Source organism: Thioflexithrix psekupsensis (assembly GCF_002149925.1).
GTDB classification, from domain to species: domain Bacteria; phylum Pseudomonadota; class Gammaproteobacteria; order Beggiatoales; family Beggiatoaceae; genus Thioflexithrix; species Thioflexithrix psekupsensis.
On record NZ_MSLT01000023.1, the window covers coordinates 806,442 to 828,090 of the forward strand.

General features: G+C 43.2%; 17 protein-coding genes. 8 read left to right on the forward strand and 9 right to left on the reverse strand.

Going from position 1 to position 21,649, the window contains the following annotated elements; genetic code table 11:
• The first annotated feature begins 55 nt into the window (after positions 1-55).
• A complete protein-coding gene (gene bamC, locus TPSD3_RS16060) occupies positions 56-1,216 on the forward strand; it encodes an outer membrane protein assembly factor BamC (RefSeq protein ID WP_086489537.1) in 1,161 nt (386 codons plus the stop codon).
• A gap of 7 nt (positions 1,217-1,223) precedes the next feature.
• Here the strand turns inward: bamC and TPSD3_RS16065 are convergent, their stop codons facing one another.
• Positions 1,224-2,117 carry an SDR family oxidoreductase gene (locus tag TPSD3_RS16065; protein WP_086489538.1) on the reverse strand — a complete coding sequence of 298 codons (894 nt, stop codon included), beginning with the start codon at positions 2,115-2,117 and terminating at the stop codon, positions 1,224-1,226.
• A 163-nt stretch (positions 2,118-2,280) separates the two neighbouring features.
• On the opposite strand from TPSD3_RS16065, the gene TPSD3_RS16070 reads away from it, so the two are divergent.
• The 4 genes from TPSD3_RS16070 to TPSD3_RS16085 all read left to right on the forward strand — a co-directional run bounded on the left by TPSD3_RS16070 (position 2,281) and on the right by TPSD3_RS16085 (position 7,451).
• Entirely contained in the window at positions 2,281-4,320 is a 2,040-nt protein-coding gene (locus TPSD3_RS16070) for a hypothetical protein (RefSeq protein WP_086489539.1), read from the forward strand.
• A gap of 119 nt (positions 4,321-4,439) precedes the next feature.
• Positions 4,440-4,655 carry a hypothetical protein gene (locus tag TPSD3_RS16075; protein ID WP_086489540.1) on the forward strand — a complete coding sequence of 72 codons (216 nt, stop codon included), beginning with the start codon at positions 4,440-4,442 and terminating at the stop codon, positions 4,653-4,655.
• 390 nt (positions 4,656-5,045) lie between these two features.
• Positions 5,046-5,246: a 50S ribosomal protein L31 gene (rpmE, locus tag TPSD3_RS16080; protein ID WP_086489541.1), complete on the forward strand. Its 201-nt coding sequence runs from the start codon at positions 5,046-5,048 to the stop codon at positions 5,244-5,246.
• Positions 5,247-5,270: 24 nt separating this feature from the next.
• The gene (locus tag TPSD3_RS16085; protein ID WP_245391623.1) at positions 5,271-7,451 is read left to right on the forward strand and encodes a type I secretion system permease/ATPase; all 2,181 of its coding nucleotides are present in this window, start codon (positions 5,271-5,273) and stop codon (positions 7,449-7,451) included.
• 88 nt (positions 7,452-7,539) lie between these two features.
• Here the strand turns inward: TPSD3_RS16085 and ureC are convergent, their stop codons facing one another.
• The 8 genes from ureC to TPSD3_RS16125 all read right to left on the reverse strand — a co-directional run bounded on the left by ureC (position 7,540) and on the right by TPSD3_RS16125 (position 16,878).
• Positions 7,540-9,243, reverse strand: coding sequence for an urease subunit alpha (gene ureC, locus TPSD3_RS16090; protein ID WP_086489542.1), 1,704 nt, complete (start codon positions 9,241-9,243; stop codon positions 7,540-7,542).
• Positions 9,236-9,550 (reverse strand): urease subunit beta, encoded by a 315-nt coding sequence (locus tag TPSD3_RS16095; RefSeq protein WP_086489543.1) that lies wholly within the window; start codon positions 9,548-9,550, stop codon positions 9,236-9,238. The genes ureC and TPSD3_RS16095 overlap by 8 nt, the downstream gene beginning before the upstream one ends.
• A gap of 48 nt (positions 9,551-9,598) precedes the next feature.
• Positions 9,599-10,837, reverse strand: a complete 1,239-nt coding sequence (locus TPSD3_RS16100) for a glycosyltransferase family 4 protein (protein ID WP_086489544.1) — start codon at positions 10,835-10,837, stop codon at positions 9,599-9,601.
• A gap of 2 nt (positions 10,838-10,839) precedes the next feature.
• Positions 10,840-12,978, reverse strand: a complete 2,139-nt coding sequence (gene uvrD / locus TPSD3_RS16105) for a DNA helicase II (RefSeq protein WP_086489545.1) — start codon at positions 12,976-12,978, stop codon at positions 10,840-10,842.
• Between the two features lie 4 nt (positions 12,979-12,982).
• Positions 12,983-13,408: a DUF1841 family protein gene (locus tag TPSD3_RS16110; protein ID WP_086489546.1), complete on the reverse strand. Its 426-nt coding sequence runs from the start codon at positions 13,406-13,408 to the stop codon at positions 12,983-12,985.
• Between the two features lie 55 nt (positions 13,409-13,463).
• On the reverse strand, positions 13,464-13,865 hold the full coding sequence (gene msrB, locus TPSD3_RS16115; RefSeq protein ID WP_086489547.1) for a peptide-methionine (R)-S-oxide reductase MsrB: 402 nt from the start codon (positions 13,863-13,865) through the stop codon (positions 13,464-13,466).
• A 148-nt stretch (positions 13,866-14,013) separates the two neighbouring features.
• A complete protein-coding gene (hemN, locus tag TPSD3_RS16120) occupies positions 14,014-15,405 on the reverse strand; it encodes an oxygen-independent coproporphyrinogen III oxidase (protein ID WP_086489548.1) in 1,392 nt (463 codons plus the stop codon).
• A gap of 78 nt (positions 15,406-15,483) precedes the next feature.
• A complete protein-coding gene (locus TPSD3_RS16125) occupies positions 15,484-16,878 on the reverse strand; it encodes a hypothetical protein (RefSeq protein WP_086489549.1) in 1,395 nt (464 codons plus the stop codon).
• A gap of 357 nt (positions 16,879-17,235) precedes the next feature.
• On the opposite strand from TPSD3_RS16125, the gene recJ reads away from it, so the two are divergent.
• From recJ to TPSD3_RS16140, 3 genes are all read left to right on the forward strand, one after another.
• On the forward strand, positions 17,236-18,984 hold the full coding sequence (recJ, locus tag TPSD3_RS16130; RefSeq protein ID WP_086489550.1) for a single-stranded-DNA-specific exonuclease RecJ: 1,749 nt from the start codon (positions 17,236-17,238) through the stop codon (positions 18,982-18,984).
• 2 nt (positions 18,985-18,986) lie between these two features.
• Entirely contained in the window at positions 18,987-20,312 is a 1,326-nt protein-coding gene (waaA, locus tag TPSD3_RS16135; protein WP_245391624.1) for a lipid IV(A) 3-deoxy-D-manno-octulosonic acid transferase, read from the forward strand.
• 152 nt (positions 20,313-20,464) lie between these two features.
• Positions 20,465-21,643, forward strand: coding sequence for an acetyl-CoA C-acetyltransferase (locus tag TPSD3_RS16140; RefSeq protein ID WP_086489551.1), 1,179 nt, complete (start codon positions 20,465-20,467; stop codon positions 21,641-21,643).
• The last annotated feature ends 6 nt before the right edge of the window (positions 21,644-21,649 follow it).

Consider the following 21,649-nt stretch of genomic DNA (forward strand, 5'->3'; position numbering starts at 1 on the left):
CACTTAATTACCGCAAAATTGCTTTATTCGCAGACTTTTTAGGAACTGTGCGCTCATGTTGAAAATAAAATCCTTAATCGGTGTGTCCCTGTCAATGTTATTACTCAATGGTTGTGGGGTGTTTGATCGAATTGACCGAATGTTGCCAGACAATCGCGCCAATTACAAAGCCAGCGAAGATATTGAACCTTTAGAATTACCACCGGGCTTTCATTCCAACCAAATTCGGGAACAAATGTTAATCCCACGCCCCTCCCAAACCGGTGTCACCACGCTATCAGAATACACTGTGCAACCCAGTGTGACCCCAACTCCAACTGCGCCTGCACCTGCGCCGCGTGTGCTATTGCCGGCTGGAACGGGCGTGGAACAAAAACGCGCAGGACAACAACGCTGGTTGGTCATTAACGCTCCCGTAGAGCAAGTGTGGGAAAGCGTGCGGTACTTCTGGCGCGAACAGGGTATTGCAGTCCTAACTCGTGACGAAACCACCGGCATGATGGAAACCGAATGGCGTGCCAATCCCCAACACCGTGGTCAAGATCGCTACCGCGTTCGTTTAGAAGCCGGAGAAACACGCCAACAAAGCCGTTTATTTTTAACCCACCAAGCCAGAGAACCGCTTAACGCCACAGCCGCCCCGCTTTCCGTTGCCAATGCTGACGAGTTAAGCGGTGGTTTAGTGAGTCATGAAGCGGTGATTCCCCGCGAAAATTGGCAATTACTGCCATCGGACAGTGAGTTAGAAGCAGCCATGCTACAACGTTTACTGGCTTTTATTGGCGTAGATCGCCCCAGAGCCGAAGCGTTATTAACAGAACGTGCTGCCGAAGGTGTCCCCGTGGCTCGTTTAGAACAACAAGCAGGCGAATGGGTATTATTGGTCAATCAAGATTTAGAAAATACTTGGCGACGGGTTGGTATTGCATTAGACCGTGTGGGTTTTACCGTCGAAGAACGAGACAGAAACACAGCCACTTATGTGGTACGCTATGCCGATCCAGACGCGCCCACTCCCAATGCGCCTGAGAAAAAAGGATTTTGGCAAAGCATCCGCGGTGACGGTGACAGCCCCAATTTATTACAAACTTATCAATTGGGACTGTCTGAATTACATCATGGTCTAACGCGAGTGCAAGTACTCACGTGGGAAGGACAGACGGTAAAAACGTCCGCTTCGGAACGTATTTTGTCTTTAATACAAGAGCAGTTGTAAGTAAGGGTTATTCATTCTCTTCCTCTGACTCCTCTCGACACTGCGCCAAACCATCGGCCAAATGAGGATAATAAGGAGAATAGCCTAATGTTTCGGAAATAAGCTGAATATTTAACCGTTTGGATTCAGCCAGATAGGACAACATTTCTGCACTTAACTGTTGTTGCGCCTCAGCACGGGAAATCGCCGGCGGACGCGGATAGCCAAACACATCCGCCACTTGATAAAAATAATCCGTCATGGTCGTGGGGTGGCCATCGCTGACATGAAAAAGACCACTGTCCGGCGAATTTCCCGCCAACAAGCAAGCCATCACTAAATCATCCACATGAATACGATTACTATAAGGAGACTCCGCTTCTAATAACACCGGCAAACCCTGTTCCAAACGCGCCACCGGCAAACGCCCAGGGCCATAAATCCCCGGAACACGTATAATTGAGATGGGAATGTGTGTTTTTTCGTGCCACGCCAATAAACGAGTTTCTGCATTAATACGGCGACGCGCTCGGTCAGTTTGTGGATTAAGGGGATGTTGTTCCGTGATCCATGCCCCCGCACAATCCCCATAAACGCTGGTGGTGCTGATTAACACGATTTTATCCGGATACTGTTTTGTTTTGAGTGCTTCTAAAAAATGACCCAAACGCGCATCCTCAATTCCTGTGCTGGGAGGAGGCGCGAAATAATAAACAATCGTTTGATCTGTCGGTAATTCGCTTAACCAATGACGATTATCCAAATCACCCGGTACACTGATGATGCCCATTTGTTGTATTTGTTCATGGGACTGCGCGGATCGCGCCAACGCCATGACTTCTACTTCATCATCTTGTGCGAAAACATGTTGAGCCAAACGCTGCCCTACATAGCCGCAACCCACAATAAAAATATCCTGCATAATCGCCTCGTTTGGGTAAGTAGATTTGTAAAATTGTGATAAATTACCGAAAGTTTAAACACGATGTTAAAGTAGTTTGAAAACCTATGCGATAGGTTTTATAAGTAGTCACTGGATTGATTGAATGCAAATGGCATTGTTCACCAAAACGAGGAACAAATAAATGACTAAAGGACGTTTTTGTATTGGATTAACTGTATTAGCACTGGGTTTATGGACTCCGTTAAGTGGTGCGCAAGACGTGGTGATCAGGACTGTGGTGTGGCCAAATGGCGACCGTTATGAGGGGGAATATGAAGGGGATAAGCGCACCGGACAAGGTATTTATTTTTGGGCGAATGGGGATCGTTACGAAGGGGAATTTGTTGAAGGTCAAATGGACGGTGCAGGGATTTACATTTGGGCGAATGGGGATCGTTACGAAGGGGAATATGTAGAAAATCGACGCGATGGCGAAGGGATTTACATTTGGGCAGATGGCAGTCGTTTTCAGGGAGAATTTATTGAAGGTCGTCGAGATCAGGGCGAGTTATCTTTAGCGACTTCTGTACCCGAACAAACGCCCGCCCCAACAGAAACAAACCCCGTTGAGTCTGTTGAAACACTCAATGATGCTGCAACCGGCACTGCATTAACGGCTGATGATCCAAATACAGATGATGACATCAATTATGACGAGTTAGCAGCTGATCTGCTCGGTGAAGATGAGGTTGATCCGTCTGAAGAAGATTCTACGGCGTTAGGTTTAGACGATGAGACGGAATCGGCTGAAATTGAAGAAGATTCTGCGGCCTTAGATGATGAGACAGAATCGGCTGAAATTGAGGAAGATTCTGCGACCTTAGACGATGAGACGGAATCGGCTGAAATTGAGGAAGATTCTGCGGCCTTAGATGATGAGACGGAATTGGCTGAAATTGAGGAAGATTCTGCGGCCTTAGATGATGAGACAGAATCGGCTGAAATTGAGGAAGATTCCGCGGCCTTAGATGATGAGACAGAATTGGCTGAAATTGAGGAAGATTCTGCGGCCTTAGATGATGAGACGGAATTGGCTGAAATTGAGGAAGATTCCGCGGCCTTAGATGATGAGACAGAATTGGCTGAAATTGAGGAAGATTCTGCGGCCTCGGATGATGAGACAGAATTGGCTGAAATTGAGGAAGATTCTGCGGCCTTAGATGATGAGACAGAATTGGCTGAAATTGAGGAAGATTCCGCAGCCTTAGACGATGAGACAGAATTGGCTGAAATTGAGGAAGATTCTGAAGATTCTGCGGCCTTAGATGATGAGACAGAATCGGCTGGGGAAGACCCCATGGCATCAGATGACGACGATGACATCGCTACCACAGAGGATGGCGAGGATGAAATTGATTACGCCCAGTTAGAAGCTGAATTATTAGGCGAAGAAGCAGACGATGAAAAAGATGAGACTTTAGTTGAACTGCTTGACGAATCTGATTCTACGGCAACAACAGATGACACAGATGACACGGTTGCGCCGGAACAAGTTGCTTTAGCTCCAGAAAATGCAGAGGACATGGCTGAAGACAATGTTGATGAAGCGGATACGAAAGACGACATGGCTGATAACAGCGATGAAACAATGGCTGACGATGAATCCACAGATGAATCGATTCCTGCCACGACTGAGACCACCACAACTGAGACCGCGGCCGCGCCTGTTTCTGCTGTCGTATCGCAATTCAGTTGGCCAAATGGAGATCGTTACGAAGGACAAGCCGTAAAAGATCAACCGATTGGTACAGGGCTGTATATTTGGGCGAGTGGCGAACGTTATGAAGGCGAATTTGCCGCCGGCTTGCCTCATGGACGCGGTAAATACACGTGGCCAAACGGTGACGTTTACGAAGGCGAATTTATCAACGGACGACGCGACGGCAAAGGCACCTATGTGTGGGCGAATGGTGACCGTTACGAAGGTGAATTTGTCAACAACACCCGCACCGGACGCGGTAAACTTACCTGGGCTGAAGGCGACGTTTACGAAGGCGAATTTATTCACGGCGCACGCTACGGCACCGGCGTTTACTTAACCGCCGGCGGAGATCGTTACGAAGGACAATTTATTGACGGTAAACGTACTGGTAAAGGTTTACTCACCACCGCCAGCGGCGAACGTTTTGAAGTCGAATTTACCGACGGCCAATTGAGAAGTATCTACCGCATTGAGCCATAAATTAACGACATTATAAAACCAACTTTTGCCCTTTAATTCCTTTTCTAAAGAGGAAGGAATTAAAGGGAGATCACGACACCAAATGCAATTTATATTTAATCCATTTTAAGGAGAAAACCATGAAAGCCACTTCCCTGATCTTGACTGTTTTTTTCACTGTTGGCTTATTGGGATGCAGCGGTAAGTCCAGCAATTTGTTAGAACCAGAAAAGCAACCCCGTCGCGTCGCACCATTAAGCGAATCCTCAGAAACTGTCCAACCTTGTGATAAACACACCTTAGGCGAAAAATGCCCAGAATTAGACGCAGACACGGCCGAAAAATCCAGTCAATGAGAAGCCTCTGAATCAGAATATCCCCACAATTCTGATTCAGATCAACACACAGCCATTTTAAATTTAAATCCATCCTATAAACAGGGTTAATTTTAATATTTCAAATAAAAACAAAGAGTTACTTTAATGTTGACAGTAACAAACACTTGTATAGCGACAAAATTCTTGATGGTTACACAGTTAAATTTTTTAAATTATCATTGTTTTCAACAGCTTAGTAAAAAACCATTTTTAAGAGGGTTTAAATTTAAAATTGCAGAATATTAACCGCCTACCTTGTTGCCTAAAGAAATATACGCTATAATTCCAAAGATCATTAGGTCACGTATTAGAGACAACAAGATAAATCACGGCAAGATTTTGGTTTAAACTGTTCATAGAGGCGTAATCATGAAACCTGACATCCACCCCAACTACACCGAGATTACAGTAACGTGTAGTTGCGGTAACGTTTTTAAAACCCGTTCTACATCGGGTAAAGATATGCACATCGACGTATGCTCTGCCTGCCATCCTTTCTACACCGGTCAACAAAAGATTGTAGATACTGCTGGACGTGTTGATAAATTCCGTCGCAAATACGCAAAATAAACTCGCTTATTGCCTTGCGTTGGCATGGCAAGACAGCCCCTGCCTGTGCAAGCAGGCAGCCCCATTTCCATGACCACTATTCCCGTTTCAGATTCAGACAACGCCGATCCGTTATTGGCGTGTTTGGTGGCGTTAAGTCATTGGTATCAACGTCCGCAATCGGCGGCGGCGTTGTTAGCGGGCTTGCCTTTGTCGCAGCCCCATTTGACTCCAGAATTATTTATTCGAGCGGCTGAACGTTTACAGTTAAAAGTGCGCATCGTGCGCCGTTCGCTGTCGCAATTGCGCAATTGGCAATTGCCTGCGGTGTTACTTTTAGCGGACGATCAGGCCTGCGTGCTGTTGAAACACAAAGACAGCAAAACCCTCTCTTTACTCCTCCCAAATACAGAACTCACTCCGCATGAATGCCCCCGTGCTGACATAGAAAGCGATTACACAGGCTATGCCTTACTGATTCAAGCTGATTACAATTTTGATCAGCGCGTGCCTACAGAAAATCGGCGGCATTGGTTTTGGCAGTCTATTCGTAGTGCATGGGGATTGTATGCGGAAGTGATCTTGGCTTCTTTTTTAATCAATCTATTCGCCTTGGCAATGCCGTTATTTATTATGAACGTTTATGATCGCGTGGTGCCTAATCAAGCGATTGAAACGTTATGGGTATTAGCCAGTGGATTAGGGATTGTTTTATTATTTGAATTTATTATTCGGTTATTACGCAGTTATTTTATTGATTTAGCGGGAAAACGGATTGATTTATTACTGTCTTCTCGTTTATTTGAACAAATCATTAATACTCCCCGCGCCAAGCAGCCGCAATCAGTGGGGGCGATGGCGAATCAATTACATGAATTTGAAAGTTTACGGGAATTTTTAACTTCAGCCACATTAACGACGTTAATTGATTTACCTTTTGCTTTATTATTTATTTTCATTATTCGTTTAATTCATCCTCAATTAGCACAAGTTCCTTTATTGGCGATTCCGCTTATTTTATTAATCGGTGTGTTAGTGCAGATTCCTTTGCGCCGTGCGGTTTATGCGCAATTTCGCGCTGGCACGCAAAAACAAGCCTTATTGGTCGAAGCCTTAGCGGGTTTGGAAACGCTAAAATTACAACAAGCCGAAGGCACGTGGCAAAAACGGTGGGAAATGTTGTTAGAAACAACCAGCCAATACAGTTTAACGGTGCGTTTTTTATCCAATATGACGCTGCATGTTGCCTTATTTATTCAACAATTGGCAACGGTATTTATTATTATCATTGGCGTTTATTTAATCGTTGCCAATGAATTAACGGTGGGGGCGTTAATTGCCACGACATTATTAACGGGACGCGCCCTCGTTCCTTTAACCCAAATTGCCAGTTTATTAACACGCTATCATCAGTCTCGATCCGCTTATCAATTAATTGCGCAATTCATGCAGCATTCGCAGGAACGTGGTAATAATACTTTTTTACATCAAAATATCTTGCAAGGCAATATAGATTGTCAACATCTCGATTTTCGTTATCCCCATCAAGATTATTTGGTATTAAATGATTTATCTTTGCACATTAAAGCAGGAGAGAAAGTAGGGATTTTAGGACGCAGCGGTTGTGGTAAAAGTACATTAGCCAAATTGTTATTAAAACTTTATTCTCCTGATCGCGGACAAATTTTATTCGATGGCATTCATGCCGCGCAAATTGATCCCGCGCATTTAAGACAATATATTGCTTATATGCCACAAGAAGGACAGCTTTTTTATGGCAGTATTCGAGACAATATCACCCTAGCCAATCCGCGCATTTCTGAAACGCAAATGAAACAAGCCGCCGAATTAGCAGGCGTAACTGAATTTGTGAATAGCCATCCACAAGGATTTGATGGCTTATTGGGCGAGCGGGGCGAGGGCTTATCGGGTGGGCAAAGACAGGCGATTTTATTGGCACGTGCTTTGATTTGGCAGCCGCCGATAGTCCTATTAGACGAACCCACAGCAGCTATGGATAACGGCACTGAAGAACGCTTAAAACAACGCCTGCATGAATTCTTAAAATCCCGTACTTTAATTTTAATGACGCATCGTCCCAGTTTATTAAGTCTGGTTGATTATTTAATTGTATTGGATGCCGGGCGCGTGGTGGCCAGCGGGCCTAAAAATCAGGTGATTGAAGCCTTAGCCAACGGACAAGTTAAAACAGTTCAAAATGGCTAATTATCTCGTTATTGTAACGTGGTTTTGTGTGATAATCTCCTTCCCAAAGACATTTGGGAAGGAGATTAAAGTGAGTTTTGAAATGGTTCTAAAATAAAAAATAACGCTGTGCCAATGGCAACACAATGGCAGGTTCACAAGTCAAGAGTTGACCGTCTGCACGAACTTCGTAAGTTTGCGGATCAACTTCCATCACGGGTTGATAATGATTGTGTACCATGTGGGCTTTTTTCACTTCTCGACACCCTTTTACAGCCACAATGCGCCGACGTAAGTTTAATAAATCAGGCACTCCCGCCCGAATCGCCGCTTGCGACATGAAAGTGACATTGGTGGCCGCACGCGCTCCCCCATACGCGCCAAACATCGGGCGATAATGTACCGGTTGTGGCGTGGGAATAGACGCATTCGGATCGCCCATCGGCGCGGCGGCAATCATGCCCCCTTTAATGATCATCGCCGGTTTGACTCCAAAAAACGCCGGTTTCCACAGCACAATATCCGCTAATTTGCCCACTTCTATCGATCCCACTTCATGCGCAATGCCATGCGTTAAAGCAGGATTAATGGTGTATTTGGCAATGTAGCGTTTTAGGCGAAAATTATCATGGTTTGCGTCATCTTCGGGTAAACTGCCGCGTTGTACTTTCATTTTGTGCGCGGTTTGCCACGTGCGCGTAATCACTTCGCCCACGCGCCCCATCGCCTGCGAATCCGAAGCGATCATGGAAAATGCCCCCAAATCATGCAAAATATCTTCAGCCGCAATCGTTTCTCGGCGAATTCTTGACTCAGCAAACGCCACATCTTCGGCAATTGCGGGGTCTAAATGGTGACACACCATGAGCATGTCTAAATGTTCATCAATGGTATTCACCGTGTACGGGCGAGTGGGATTGGTGGAAGAAGGTAACACATTGGCACTGCCGCAGGCTTTGATAATATCCGGTGCATGGCCGCCGCCCGCGCCTTCGGTGTGGTAAGCATGAATGGTGCGATCTTTAAATGCCGCTAACGTGTGTTCTAAAAAACCAGATTCATTTAACGTATCTGTATGAATGGCAACTTGTATGTCGTAATCTTCGGCAACGCTTAAACAGTTGTCAATCGCGGCTGGAGTCGTTCCCCAATCTTCATGTAGTTTTAATCCAATGACTCCGCTGGCTATTTGTTCTACTAATGGTTCGGGTAAACTGGCGTTGCCTTTGCCTAAAAAGCCTAAATTCATCGGAAACGCTTCCGCAGCTTGTAACATACGGTGAATATGCCAGGTGCCGGGAGTACAGGTGGTGGCATTAGTGCCGGCTGCGGGGCCTGTTCCGCCGCCGATCATCGTCGTGATACCCGACATCAGTGCATCTTCGATCTGCTGAGGACAAATAAAATGAATGTGGGCATCAATTCCACCTGCGGTTGCAATGAGTCCTTCGCCCGCAATTACCTCCGTTCCCGCACCCAAAATAATATTAACACCGGGTTGAATATCAGGATTACCCGCCTTACCAATCGCAACAATACGCCCTTCTTTTAAGCCAATATCCGCTTTAACAATTCCCCAGTAATCCAAAATAATCGCATTCGTAATCACTGTATCTACAACATGTTGACACGTGGCTTGACTTTGTCCCATGCCATCGCGGATTACTTTACCGCCGCCAAATTTGACCTCTTCGCCGGGTAAACTGTAATCATGTTCAATGGTCAAAAACAATTCGGTGTCGGCTAAACGTACTCGGTCTCCCACCGTAGGGCCATACATATCCGCATAGGCTTGACGAGAAATACTAACCATTGTCTAACACTCCCATGATTTTTCCATTGAAACCGTAAACACGACGGTGTCCACTGTAAGCCACTAATTCAACTTCTCGCGTTTGGCCGGGTTCAAAACGCACCGCCGTCCCCGCGGCAATATTCAATCGAGAGCCGCGAGTTAATTCGCGTTCAAAACGTAAAGCGGGATTAGTTTCATAAAAATGGTAATGTGATCCCACTTGGATGGGACGGTCGCCCGTGTTGGCAACGGCAAGGCGTAAGGTTGGGCGATTGGGATTTAACTGAATTTCTCCCGCTTGGACTTGAATTTCACCGGGGATCATGGGGGACTCCTATTGAATTAAATATTCAGGCAAATTAATGTTTTACATTTATACTGCCGTCCGCGTTTGTTCTTCTGCATTTTGCAATTGCGCCAACCAGCGTTCAATCACTGCCGACCATTGCAACTGTTCCAACACAAATTGACGGCCATTTTTTCCAAGCTCTTGTATTTTATCAGGATTTTGCAATAAATTTTCCATTGCCTCTGCCAATGCAGGCGCATCTTCGGGTGGGACAATGACACCGGCGTTAGCGCGTCGTACCAAATCTGCACCTTCACCTTGTCCGCTGTACACAACAGGTTTACCGCAGGCCATACACGCCAAGATTTTCACAGGGCGCACGCTGTCAAACAAAGGCGCGGCGCGCAGTGTAGAAACGCCTAATGTGGCTAAACTGTACCACGCGGCAATGGTTTCAGGCGGTCGCGGTTCAAAAAATAACACATTAGACAATTGCAATTGTGCGGCTTTTTGCTGCAACGCGATTTTTTCCGATCCGCCGCCAATAAGTACAAACAAATAAGGTTTATTTCGCAGTAAATGAGCCGCTTCCAATAACACGTCCATTCCATGCGCATAACCGTGTGTTCCCGCATAGAGAATTAATTGTTCATAATCGGGTAAACTTAATTCCCGTTTTAATTTTTCATCTGGAGCGCGAGGATAAAACGTTTCCGTATCTACGCCATTGGGTAAAAATAATAATTTATTGGCGGGTAATTGTTTCTTTGATTGCAACACTTGATAAGTGCCATCGGTAACGGCATTAACAAAGTGGGCTTTTTGATATAATTTTTTTTCTAAAAAAAATGCAAAGCGCAGTAAAATGCCATCATTCATCAAACCCAATGCTTGCACCGAATCTGGCCATAAATCAGCCACATTAAAAATAAAAGGCACACGCCAATATTTAGCATATAAAAAAGCGGTGATTCCCAGAAATAAAGGGGGCGATTCAACAAAGATATAATCAGGTTTTTTAACCCGACGAATGCCAAATAAAGCCGACAGCATAAATGAGGCATAATTCCACAATCGTTTTAATCCCGCACCCGTTGCTGCGTAACACCAATAACGATGAACGGTCATGCCTTCCCACGTGTCGTGCCGCTGCCATTTGCCGCGATAGTGAGGAAAAATGCGCCCGTGCGGGTAATTTGGCAATGCCGTGACAATTTCTACTTCATGTCCCAACTGTTGCAATGTACGTGCAAATGCCGCTAAACGCACTTGCGCCGCGCCAATTTCAGGATAAAAATATTGTGAGAGAATTAAAAAACGCACCGTTATAACAACTCTATGTCAGAATAAGCCAATATAATCCATTTGCAATCATTTTCGCTAAAATCAACTTGAATTCGCGTAAATTCCCCCTGTCCCTCTTTATCTACAATAATTCCGCGCCCAAATTTGTGATGCAGCACGGGAGTGCCGATGGCAAATTTTTCGTTTTTATTTTTAACATTGGCTTGATAATTGGGTGCATTATTAAAGCGAATGTGATCAATTAATTCAGCAGGAATTTCTCGAATAAAACGTGAGGCTCTGGAATAAGATCGCTCTCCATAATAATAGCGCGTTTCGGCATGGCTTAAATACAATTGTTCCCGCGCCCGCGTAATGCCAACATAACACAAACGACGTTCTTCTTCTACATTGCCCTCATCAAGGCTATTTTGATGCGGAAATAAGCCCTCTTCTAAGCCACATAAAAACACCCGTTTAAATTCTAATCCTTTGGCCAAATGCAAAGTCATTAACTGCACATGATTAGTTTCATTAGCATTATCATTATTGGCATCTAAAGTGGCATGCGCAAGAAAAGTTAAAATTGGTTTTTCTTCATCTCGATTAAAGATTTCAAATTGACGCGCCGCTGAAATTAACTCAGCTAAATTTTCAATGCGTCGCTGCCCTTCTTCTTTATTATCTTTTAAATAAAAATCAGGCAATCCGCAGGTCTCAATAATTTTCTTAATTAAATCGCTTAATAAAAGCGTATGAGTCTGCTCAATCAGCGACTCAATATAATGCAGAAATTCGGTAATCGTTTTGGCTGCGCGCCCTTTAAAACCATTATCCGCGAGTAATAAGCGACTGGCACGCCACAGAGAAATCCCTTGTTGTCTGGCTAACGCACGAATTGGTTCAATGGTGCGCTCACCAATACCGCGTTTAGGCGTGTTAATTATCCGTTCAAAAGCCGCGTCATCATCGCTATAAACCGCTAAACGCAAATAAGCCAATACATCTTTAATTTCCGCTCGCTCATAAAAACGCATTCCCCCATAAATACGATAAGGAATCTGTTGATCAATTAATGCTTCTTCTAATACCCGCGATTGCGAAGAAGTGCGGTATAAAATGGCATTATTATGGTAATCTTTGCCGAGCAGTTTAATTTTATGAACAATAAATTCTGCTTCATTTATTTCATTATGGGCTTTATATAAGAAAAGCGGATCGCCTTCTGTGCCATTTGTCCATAATTCTTTACCCAAGCGATTTTTATTATTTCTAATGACCGCATTGGCGGCGGTTAAAATCATCTTGGTCGAGCGATAATTCTGTTCTAAGCGAATAAGTAAAGTTTCTTTAAATTCAACAGGTAACAATTGAATATTCTCAATACGCGCCCCACGCCAACTGTAAATCGACTGATCATCATCGCCGACAATAAATAATTTTGCCGCTGGCCCTGCGATTAATTTTAACCATTCATATTGTAAATAATTGGTGTCTTGAAACTCATCCACCAAAATATGTTTAAAGCGAGTTTGATAATGTTTTCTCAACGATTCATCGTCACGCAATAACTCATAGGTTTTTAATAATAATTCAGTAAAATCTACCAAACCCGATTGTTGACACGTTTGCTCATAAAATTGATACACGGTTAATGCTGCTTGGGTTTCTCGATCCGTGGACATTAACACGACAGATTGAGCGCGTTGGGCTTTTTCTTTACACGCGTTAATAAACTGTTGAATTTTCTTGGGTGAAAATACTTTATCATCAATTTTTGCTTCTTTTATAATCCGTTTAATTAAACGCAATTGTTCATCACTGTCTAAAATCTGGAATGTTTCAGGCAATTGTGCCAATTGCCAATGTTGCCGCAATAAATAATAAGCAATTCCATGAAATGTTCCCGTTAATAAACCCGAAGGATTATAGCCTAATAATTTCTGAATGCGATCCCGCATTTCATTAGCCGCACGATTGGTAAATGTCACCGCTAAAATATGATTGGCACGCGCTAATTGGCACTGTAATAACCATGCGATGCGATGCACCAATACCCGCGTTTTTCCACTGCCCGCACCCGCTAAAACCAACACATGCGTTTCTGGAGCTGCCACTGCTTCGCGTTGCGCAGTATTTAAATCATTTAATAGCAAAGACGCATCATCACAAATATTCATTTTATTAACGCCGTAATAATTGACGCAGACAATTTAAATAATCAATGTCACTGGGTGCGCTATTTTTTTGTTGCGCATTCCATAATGATTCCACCAAACAATTTAAAATGCGATGTTCTAAATCGTGCGTATCTTGGAATTTAAAACGCAATTGATGGTACAAATCACGAATGCCCACAGGGCGATCTGTACTCATTTGCTCTTGCAAAGCCAAATGCAAACTTAAATGTAAAAATGGGTTTGTTTCCCCCAATTCGGGGAGAAAATCGCGGTCTATATTATCTTCTGTTAAAAGATGATGATATTCAGGATGTTGCAATAGAACCTCTACAATAATTTCTTCTAAAGGTTCTAAAGGCTGTTGTTGTTGATATTTTTGCCATACCGCGATAAAAAATTGCCGACTTTCGGAACGATTTTGTACAAACACAGAATATGTCCAATCATGTGAATTAAGGTGGCTTATTATATCATTGTTAAAATGATTATGCTTTTTCGGTTTCTAATGCTAAAGCGACCGAATTAATGCAATAGCGTAATCCCGTTGGTTTGGGGCCGTCATCAAATACGTGTCCCAAATGGGCTTCACACCGTCCACAAGTCACTTCAACGCGCTGCATTCCGTAGCTCGAATCGCTGTGGGTGTGTACGCTGTCGTCAGACACGCACTGCCAAAAACTCGGCCAACCGCTGCCTGAATCATATTTGTGTTCGGAGTGAAATAACGCATTGCCACAGCATACACAGCGGTATAAGCCCGGTGTTTTTTCGTCGTAATAAACACCCGTAAATGCAGGCTCAGTGCCTTTTTGCCGACAGACGCGAAATTGTTCTGGAGTCAATTCTTGTTGCCATTCTTCGGCTGATTTTTCAATCCATTCGCTCATGATTTTGGTGTTCCTTTTGTCAGAATCAGAATTTACAGAATTTCTAAATTTTCAAAATTAATTCTTGCAAATCGTTTATTTTTAGTGAATTTTTTAAATTCTGGAAATCCTGAAATTCTGTAAATTCTGATTCTGACAAATTAAAAAATTAAATAACTTTAGAAAAGCGTTGTTTTTCCGCTAAATGTTGCGGTAAATACGCATCGAAAACCATGCACACATGGCGCACCAATAAACGTCCAGCGGGCAGCACGGTGATTTTTTCTGGAGTCACATCCACCAAGCCATCGGCTTGTAAACTCGCTAAGGCGTGCCATTCTTGTGCGAAATGGGTTTGAAAATCAATGTTAAATGATTGCTCAATTTTTCGCACCTCTAATTCAAAATGACAAATTAATTGCGTAATAACCTCGCGGCGCAACACATCTTCATTCGTCAAACCAATACCGCGAAAAATCGCCAATTGTCCCGCATCAATTGCCGCATAATATTCTTCTAATGTTTTATAATTTTGGCTGTAACTGTGGCCAACTTTACCAATCGACGTAATGCCCAATCCAATTAAATCACAATCAGCATGAGTGGCATAGCCTTGAAAATTGCGATAAAGCGTGCCATTACGCTGCGCAATCGCCAATTCATCATCGGGTTTAGCAAAATGATCCATACCAATATAAACATAACCTGCGGCGGTTAATAATTCGATAGTATTTTGCAAAATAAGCAATTTCTGACTGGCACTGGGTAAGTCATTTTCATTAATGCGACGTTGCGGTTTAAATAAATGCGGCAAATGCGCGTAATTAAAGACCGAAATGCGATCAGGATTTGCCGTTAAAATTCGTTTCACCGTATCAGAAAAGCTATCAACCGTTTGTAGCGGTAAACCGTAAATTAAATCAATACTAATGGATTTAAATCCTTGTTCTCTTGCGGCGTTCAATACATCAAAAGTTTGCTTTTCTGTTTGCAAACGATTCACGGCTTTTTGCACATCAGGATTAAAATCTTGCACACCCAAACTTAATCGATTAAATCCCAATGCTCTTAATAAGCGAATGGTATTTAAATCGGCTTCTCTGGGATCAATTTCAATTGAATATTCTCCCGTGTCATCATTCAGCAAACGAAAATGACGAGCCGTCACATTCATTAAGGTTTCCATTTCCTGATGACTCATAAAAGTGGGCGTGCCGCCGCCCCAATGTAATTGCGTCACCATTCTTTGGGCATCAAATAATTCACTTTGCAATTCTAATTCACGCGATAAATGGCTTAAATAAGGCGCGACTTTACTGCGATCTTTGGTTGCAATTTTATTACAAGCACAATAAAAACATAAAGTATCGCAAAAAGGAATGTGAAAATAAAGCGATAAAGGCGGAGTTAATTGATTGCTATTTTTGGCATAATGGCGATACGTTTCTGCCGTGAAATCAGAATGGAATTGTACCGCGGTGGGATAAGAAGTGTAGCGTGGCCCCGCAGTGTCATAACGACGAATTAAATCAGAATTAAAAATAAGTTGTTGTTGTGCCATTATGAATCTCTCATGATGAATAAATAACCCGTGCATTAGATTTTATTTTATCTGATACACGGGATAATGAAAACCACTTTATCGCAACGGGAATTCTTCTAAGAAATTAGAATCATATACCGATAATAATTGCGTTAATATCGCTGCAAAATCAGGCGCAGTGCCATCAATCATACGACGCAACCAAAAAGTCACCGCACTGGCCACTTCAAAATCACTGCGGGCATGAGTTTGCAATTCAGGATATTGCTGGGCAAAATTGAGATAATTATAAGTGGTATGAAACTCGGATAATGTTTGCTCTTTCATTTCTTTAAGATAAAGCAATTGTTTTTGCTTAGTTTTAGCCGCTTCTCGCTGCAAAATGCGATAAACTAAATGATAAGTCCGCGCCAAAGGTTGAACGTAAGCATTGTAAGCAGGATAAGTATTTTCCACAAATTCCGCGCTTAATGTTTCAGGTAAAAAATGCTGTTTTAACCATTGCACAAATTCAGGATTATAATGCCCAAATTCAAAACGCGCATCTAGGTTTAAAACACCATCATTGTGCGGCCCTGATAAGAAAATAGGAACGCCTGCTAATCCTTGTAATTGAGCGGTATTTAATGCTTTTTTAACATGACAATAAAAGCCACGCATTCCCACTTCAGGCATCCATGTTTTTTCTGCTTCACAATTAACATTATCTGAAAACAGTAATTCTAAATAACCCCAAACATCTTGTAATTGGTTGATTTCAAATGTATTGTTAATAGTTTGACCATGGACAGATAAAGCCGCTTCAAAAAAGAGAGGATCATAAAGGCGTAATAACTTATTTAAACCTTCATAAAACAAATCAGCAGTGCCATCCAAATGTCGGCGAATCCAAAAACCAACCGCACCTTTAACCACATTGCCATCATAACCTTGTTCAAATAATTGCGCAAAGTCATAATATTTTTCATGATAATAAAGCGGTAAAGTTTGCGTGGTCAGTTGTGAGAAATAATTCTGCACTTCTTGTTCAAAAAACGCAGTTTCACGGTTCATTAATTCTAAATAAGTGACAAAATAAACCTGTGCCAATGACTGCATATATTGGTTATAAACGCTTTGGGTACTTTCAATAAATGCCTTATCCTCTTCATTCGGTAACGCATTATTAATTAACCAGCGCACAAATTCGGGATTATAATGCCCAAATTGATCCTCAATTTTAGAGTTAATCTGATTATCAAGATGCGGCCCACTGAGAAAAATCGGCATTTTTGCCATTTCTCCCAGCGTTGCGGCATCTAAAAAAGTTTTGATATGGCAGTAAAAAATTAATAAGCCACCGTTGGGATAATAATCGAAAATATCAGCACATTGGTTTTGTGTACGATCCAATTTTGTCCATACTTCCTTCACTTCTCTGATCTCACTGGCATGAACCAAAGAAAAACTACACCACAAACCAAGCATAAATGCTAATCGTTTCAAAAACATAACGACTCCTTTCTAAGAAAAAATAAAAACAGAAACACATCAATCTCAGATTAACTGCATTTCTGTCTTGATTGTAACCCAATAATAGGCAGGGTTAAAACAAATTATTTAAGGTATCTTATGCCTACCTTCACAAAAATCCTCCGCGCATTCATGTCCATTATCTTGCAAATTACGCTACAATAACCCACACGATGCCGTTCTTGCACTTGTCTTTGCTGACTCTGCATACGAGTTGTAAAACTTTACACGGTAGATACATTGTAATCGGAGTTCATTGGCACTCATGTTTTGGCAGTAAAAATGTTAATGTTCTGAAATTAATAATAAATGTAAAATATTTTTTCACTATTCATTATGCCTAAAATAATCCATCGGCGAGCGGTGCAATATGATGCGCATTATTTGCCTGAATTGCACCCTGTTTTGCGCCGAATTTTAGCCGCTCGCTCAATTCAATCCTTAGATGAATTAACGGCAAAATTAGATGATTTATTACCTTTATCTGATTTTAAAAACTTAGATACTGCTGTTGAATTATTAACCACTGCATTAATGGAACAACAGCGTATCATGATTGTGGCCGATTATGATGCGGATGGTGCGACCAGTTGCGTGGTGGCTTATCGGGCATTGCAGGCATTTGGCGCGCTGCATCTCAGTTACGTGGTGCCAAATCGAGAAAAACAAGGTTATGGCTTAACGCCTGCGATTGTGGCGCAAATTCGCCCGTGGCAGCCTGATTTATTAATCACAGTGGATAATGGCATTGCCAGTTTTTCGGGCGTGATTGCGGCGAAAAAAGCGGGTATTAAAGTCTTAATTACCGATCACCATTTACCCGCCGCACAATTACCCCAAGCCGATGCCATTATCAATCCCAATGTGGCTGATAATTTATTTCCCAGTAAGCATTTAGCGGGCGTGGGCGTTATTTTTTATTTAATGCTGGCTTTACGTCGTCATTTACGCACTATCAATTGGTTTCAAGATCAGGCTATTCGTGAACCTAATTTAGCTGAATTATTAGATATTGTGGCTTTAGGGACGGTGGCGGATATGGTCACTTTAGACCACAATAATCGCATTTTAGTCGAACAAGGGTTGCGGCGCATTCGTGCCAATCAATGTTGTGCGGGGATTCGGGCTTTAATTAAAGTCTCTCACCGCTCACAAGAAGAAATGATGACTCGTGATTTAGGTTTTTCTTTAGCTCCCAAATTAAATGCCGCAGGGCGCATGGATGATATGAGTCATGGGATTCAATGTTTATTGTGTGATGAAGAAAATAACGCATTAGAATATGCCACGCGCTTAGATCAATTTAATCAAGAACGACAATTTATTGAAGCCGAAATGTTACAACAGGCATTAGCCCAATTAAATGCCTTGTCATTAAATGCCGAAAGTTGTACCCAATTAGGCGTGTGCTTACTCGATACGGATTGGCATCCCGGTGTCATTGGCTTACTCGCTTCACGCATTAAAGAGCGTTTACATCGTCCCGTCATTGTGTTTACTCAGGCTGAACAAGAAGGATTCTTAAAAGGATCAGGCCGCTCTATTCAACGGGTACATATTCGAGATATATTGGTGAGTATTGAGGCCAATTATCCTGAGTTAATTTGTTATTTTGGGGGTCATGCGATGGCGGCGGGTTTAACCATTCCAGAAGCCGCTTTTCCTCAATTTCAACAAGTTTTTGATCAGAAAGTGCGGGAATTAATTAATTTTCATCAATTAGACAATATGATTTATTCTGATGGCGAATTGAGTGATGATGATTTTACTTTAGAATTAGCCGAGGCTTTACGCGCCATTCCTTGGGGACAAGGATTTGAAGAACCTATTTTTGATGGCGCGTTTGAATTAATTCATTATCAAGTATTAAAAGAAAAACATTTAAAATTACAATTGCGTCCTCTAAACGGCCAGAAAACCTTAACCGCTTTAGCCTTTAATAATCGCATTGATACCGTATGGCCAAGTGGCACAAAACAACTTTATTTGGCTTATCGTTTAGCCGTCAATTCTTTTAGAAATAAAACTGAATTGCAACTCATGATTGAGTCTATTTCCGTGTTGCCTAATCGGGTTGAATCGTGATCATGTGGCATTTTTTGATGATTTTCTTTCGTGGATTTTATACTTTATTACTGCATTTATTATTGCCGTGGATTCTTTTGCGCTTATTGTGGCGTAGCCGTCTTGATCCCGAACAGCGACAGCGTTGGCAAGAACGTTTTGGCCTTGCGCCTGCGTATCCGTGCGACGGCGCGCCCACGCTGTGGATACATGCCGTCTCTGTGGGCGAAGTGCAAGCGGCTTTACCTTTAATCACTGCATTAATGCAACATTACCCCTCTCATTCCCTGTTAATAACCACCACCACATTAAGCGGTTCTAAACAATTGCATCGCGTGTTAAAAAACACGGTGCGGCATGTTTATTTACCCTATGATTTACCATGGAGTATGCGTTTATTTTTACAGCGACAACACCCTAGTTTATTGCTATTAATTGAAACAGAATTGTGGCCCAATTTACTCTACCAATGCCACGCGCATCACATTCCTTGTTTTCTGCTCAGTGCGCGTTTATCGGCACGGTCGGCGCGGCGTTACGGTTATTTCGGCGGATTGACGCGGGAATTATTACAGCAATTAACCCATATTGCCGCACAATCTCAAGCCGATGCCCAGCGTTTTCTCGCTTTGGGCGCGCGGCAGGTCACGGTGACGGGTAACTTAAAATTTGACATGTCCATACCCGAACACCTGCCAGAACAGGCGCGTTTACTGCGGGCGCAATGGGGATCGCGTCCTATTTGGATTGCGGCCAGTACGCATGAGGGGGAGGAAACCTTGTTATTAACCGTACATGCCCAATTACTACAGCAGTTTCCACAGCTCTTGCTTATCCTTGTTCCGCGGCACCCAGAGCGTTTTGATCGCGTCGCGCAATTGTGTCAACAAAAAAATTTCGCCTATTGTCGCCGCTCACAAACGCAGTCATCACCTTGTCACAGCGATGTATCAGTCTATTTGGCTGATACGATGGGTGAATTACTTTTGCTTTATCACATGGCTGATATTGCCGTGATCGGGGGAAGTTTCATTGAACACGGCGGACACAATCCTTTAGAACCCGCTTTGGCACAAGTGGCCATTATCAGTGGTTGTTCCGTGTTTAATTTTGCGGCGATTTATAACGAATTACAACAAGCGCAGGCCGTTATTTTTACAAAAAATACAAGCGAACTTTTGTCTAATGTAATATTATTATTATCCAATGCTGCATTGCGACAGCAATATGCCCAGCGGGCTTATGCTTACGTTCTCAGTCAACAAGGGGCATTGGCGCGAACTCTGAACGTGATCCAAGCCGCGCCTGTCGCCACAGACACAACGGCAAAAAATGCGCGATATTTTTGAATTGCAGGTGATTTAAGCGGTTGTAATGGATATAATGCACCGCGCAAATTAAAAAAATTACGGTCTAACCATCGTTCCTTAATCACACACGAATAACGATCAAACTGTCTTTAGGCTCATTTTAACCCAGCCCACACAAAACGAGGTAATTCATGGAAAACGTTGTCATTGTCGCGGCTCTTCGCACGGCGGTTGGTACATTTAACGGCTCTTTGGCTGGCATTCCGGCCAGCACTTTGGGTGCAAAAGTGCTTGCGGCTTTATTAGCAAAGACCGGCGTATCTGCCGATCAAGTTGACGAAGTGATTTTAGGCCAAGTCTTAACCGCAGGTACGGGACAAAACCCCGCCCGTCAAGCGGTTATTGAAGCGGGTTTTCCCGTCACCACTCCAGCCATGACGATTAACAAAGTGTGTGGCAGTGGTTTAAAAGCGGTACATTTAGCGGCACAAGCCATTAAATGCGGCGATGCACAAATTGTGATTGCCGGCGGACAAGAAAACATGAGCATGTCTCCCCATTTGCTGCCCAAATCACGTCAAGGCGTAAAAATGGGACCTTGGGAGTTACAAGACAGCATGATCATTGATGGTTTATGGGATGCGTTCAACCAGTATCACATGGGACAAACCGCTGAAAATATCGCCACCGATTTCAACATTGACCGCACCGAACAAGACGCTTTTGCCGCCGCGTCGCAACAAAAAGCCTCTGCCGCACAAAAAGCGGGACTTTTTGCCGACCAAATCGTGCCTATCGAAATCCCCCAACGCAAAGGCGATCCAATTTTATTTAAAGATGATGAATTTATTCGTCACGATGCCAGTGCGGAAGGCATGGGCAAATTACGCCCCGCCTTTAACAAAAATGGCACTGTCACCGCCGGTAATGCTTCTGGTTTGAACGATGGCGCAGCGGCTGTGATGGTCATGAGCGAAAGCAAAGCCAAAGAATTGGGATTAACCCCGATGGCGCGTATTGTTTCCTACGCCAGTGCGGGCGTTGAGCCGCGCATTATGGGAACAGGTCCCATTCCCGCTTCCCGTCAATGTTTAGACAAAGCCGGTTGGCAGCCCAACGATTTAGACTTGATCGAAGCCAACGAAGCCTTTGCCGCACAAGCCATTTGTGTCAATCGTGACCTCGGCTGGGATTTAAGCAAAGTCAATGTCAATGGCGGAGCGATTGCCATTGGCCATCCCATTGGGGCATCGGGCGCACGGGTATTGGTCGGCTTGCTACACGAAATGGTGCGCCGCGACGTGAAAAAAGGACTGGCCACCTTATGTATTGGTGGTGGTTTAGGGGTCGCGCTTACTGTAGAACGCTAATTCCTA

Bases quoted from the DNA above. Each gene is read 5' to 3' on its own strand.
- bamC (WP_086489537.1), top strand. From the start codon at position 56: ATGTTGAAAATAAAATCCTTAATCGGTGTGTCCCTGTCAATGTTATTA.
- TPSD3_RS16065 (WP_086489538.1), bottom strand. From the start codon at position 2,117: ATGCAGGATATTTTTATTGTGGGTTGCGGCTATGTAGGGCAGCGTTTG.
- TPSD3_RS16070 (WP_086489539.1), top strand. From the start codon at position 2,281: ATGACTAAAGGACGTTTTTGTATTGGATTAACTGTATTAGCACTGGGT.
- TPSD3_RS16075 (WP_086489540.1), top strand. From the start codon at position 4,440: ATGAAAGCCACTTCCCTGATCTTGACTGTTTTTTTCACTGTTGGCTTA.
- rpmE (WP_086489541.1), top strand. From the start codon at position 5,046: ATGAAACCTGACATCCACCCCAACTACACCGAGATTACAGTAACGTGT.
- TPSD3_RS16085 (WP_245391623.1), top strand. From the start codon at position 5,271: ATGGCAAGACAGCCCCTGCCTGTGCAAGCAGGCAGCCCCATTTCCATG.
- ureC (WP_086489542.1), bottom strand. From the start codon at position 9,243: ATGGTTAGTATTTCTCGTCAAGCCTATGCGGATATGTATGGCCCTACG.
- TPSD3_RS16095 (WP_086489543.1), bottom strand. From the start codon at position 9,550: ATGATCCCCGGTGAAATTCAAGTCCAAGCGGGAGAAATTCAGTTAAAT.
- uvrD (WP_086489545.1), bottom strand. From the start codon at position 12,978: ATGAATATTTGTGATGATGCGTCTTTGCTATTAAATGATTTAAATACT.
- msrB (WP_086489547.1), bottom strand. From the start codon at position 13,865: ATGAGCGAATGGATTGAAAAATCAGCCGAAGAATGGCAACAAGAATTG.
- hemN (WP_086489548.1), bottom strand. From the start codon at position 15,405: ATGGCACAACAACAACTTATTTTTAATTCTGATTTAATTCGTCGTTAT.
- TPSD3_RS16125 (WP_086489549.1), bottom strand. From the start codon at position 16,878: ATGTTTTTGAAACGATTAGCATTTATGCTTGGTTTGTGGTGTAGTTTT.
- recJ (WP_086489550.1), top strand. From the start codon at position 17,236: ATGCCTAAAATAATCCATCGGCGAGCGGTGCAATATGATGCGCATTAT.
- waaA (WP_245391624.1), top strand. From the start codon at position 18,987: ATGTGGCATTTTTTGATGATTTTCTTTCGTGGATTTTATACTTTATTA.
- TPSD3_RS16140 (WP_086489551.1), top strand. From the start codon at position 20,465: ATGGAAAACGTTGTCATTGTCGCGGCTCTTCGCACGGCGGTTGGTACA.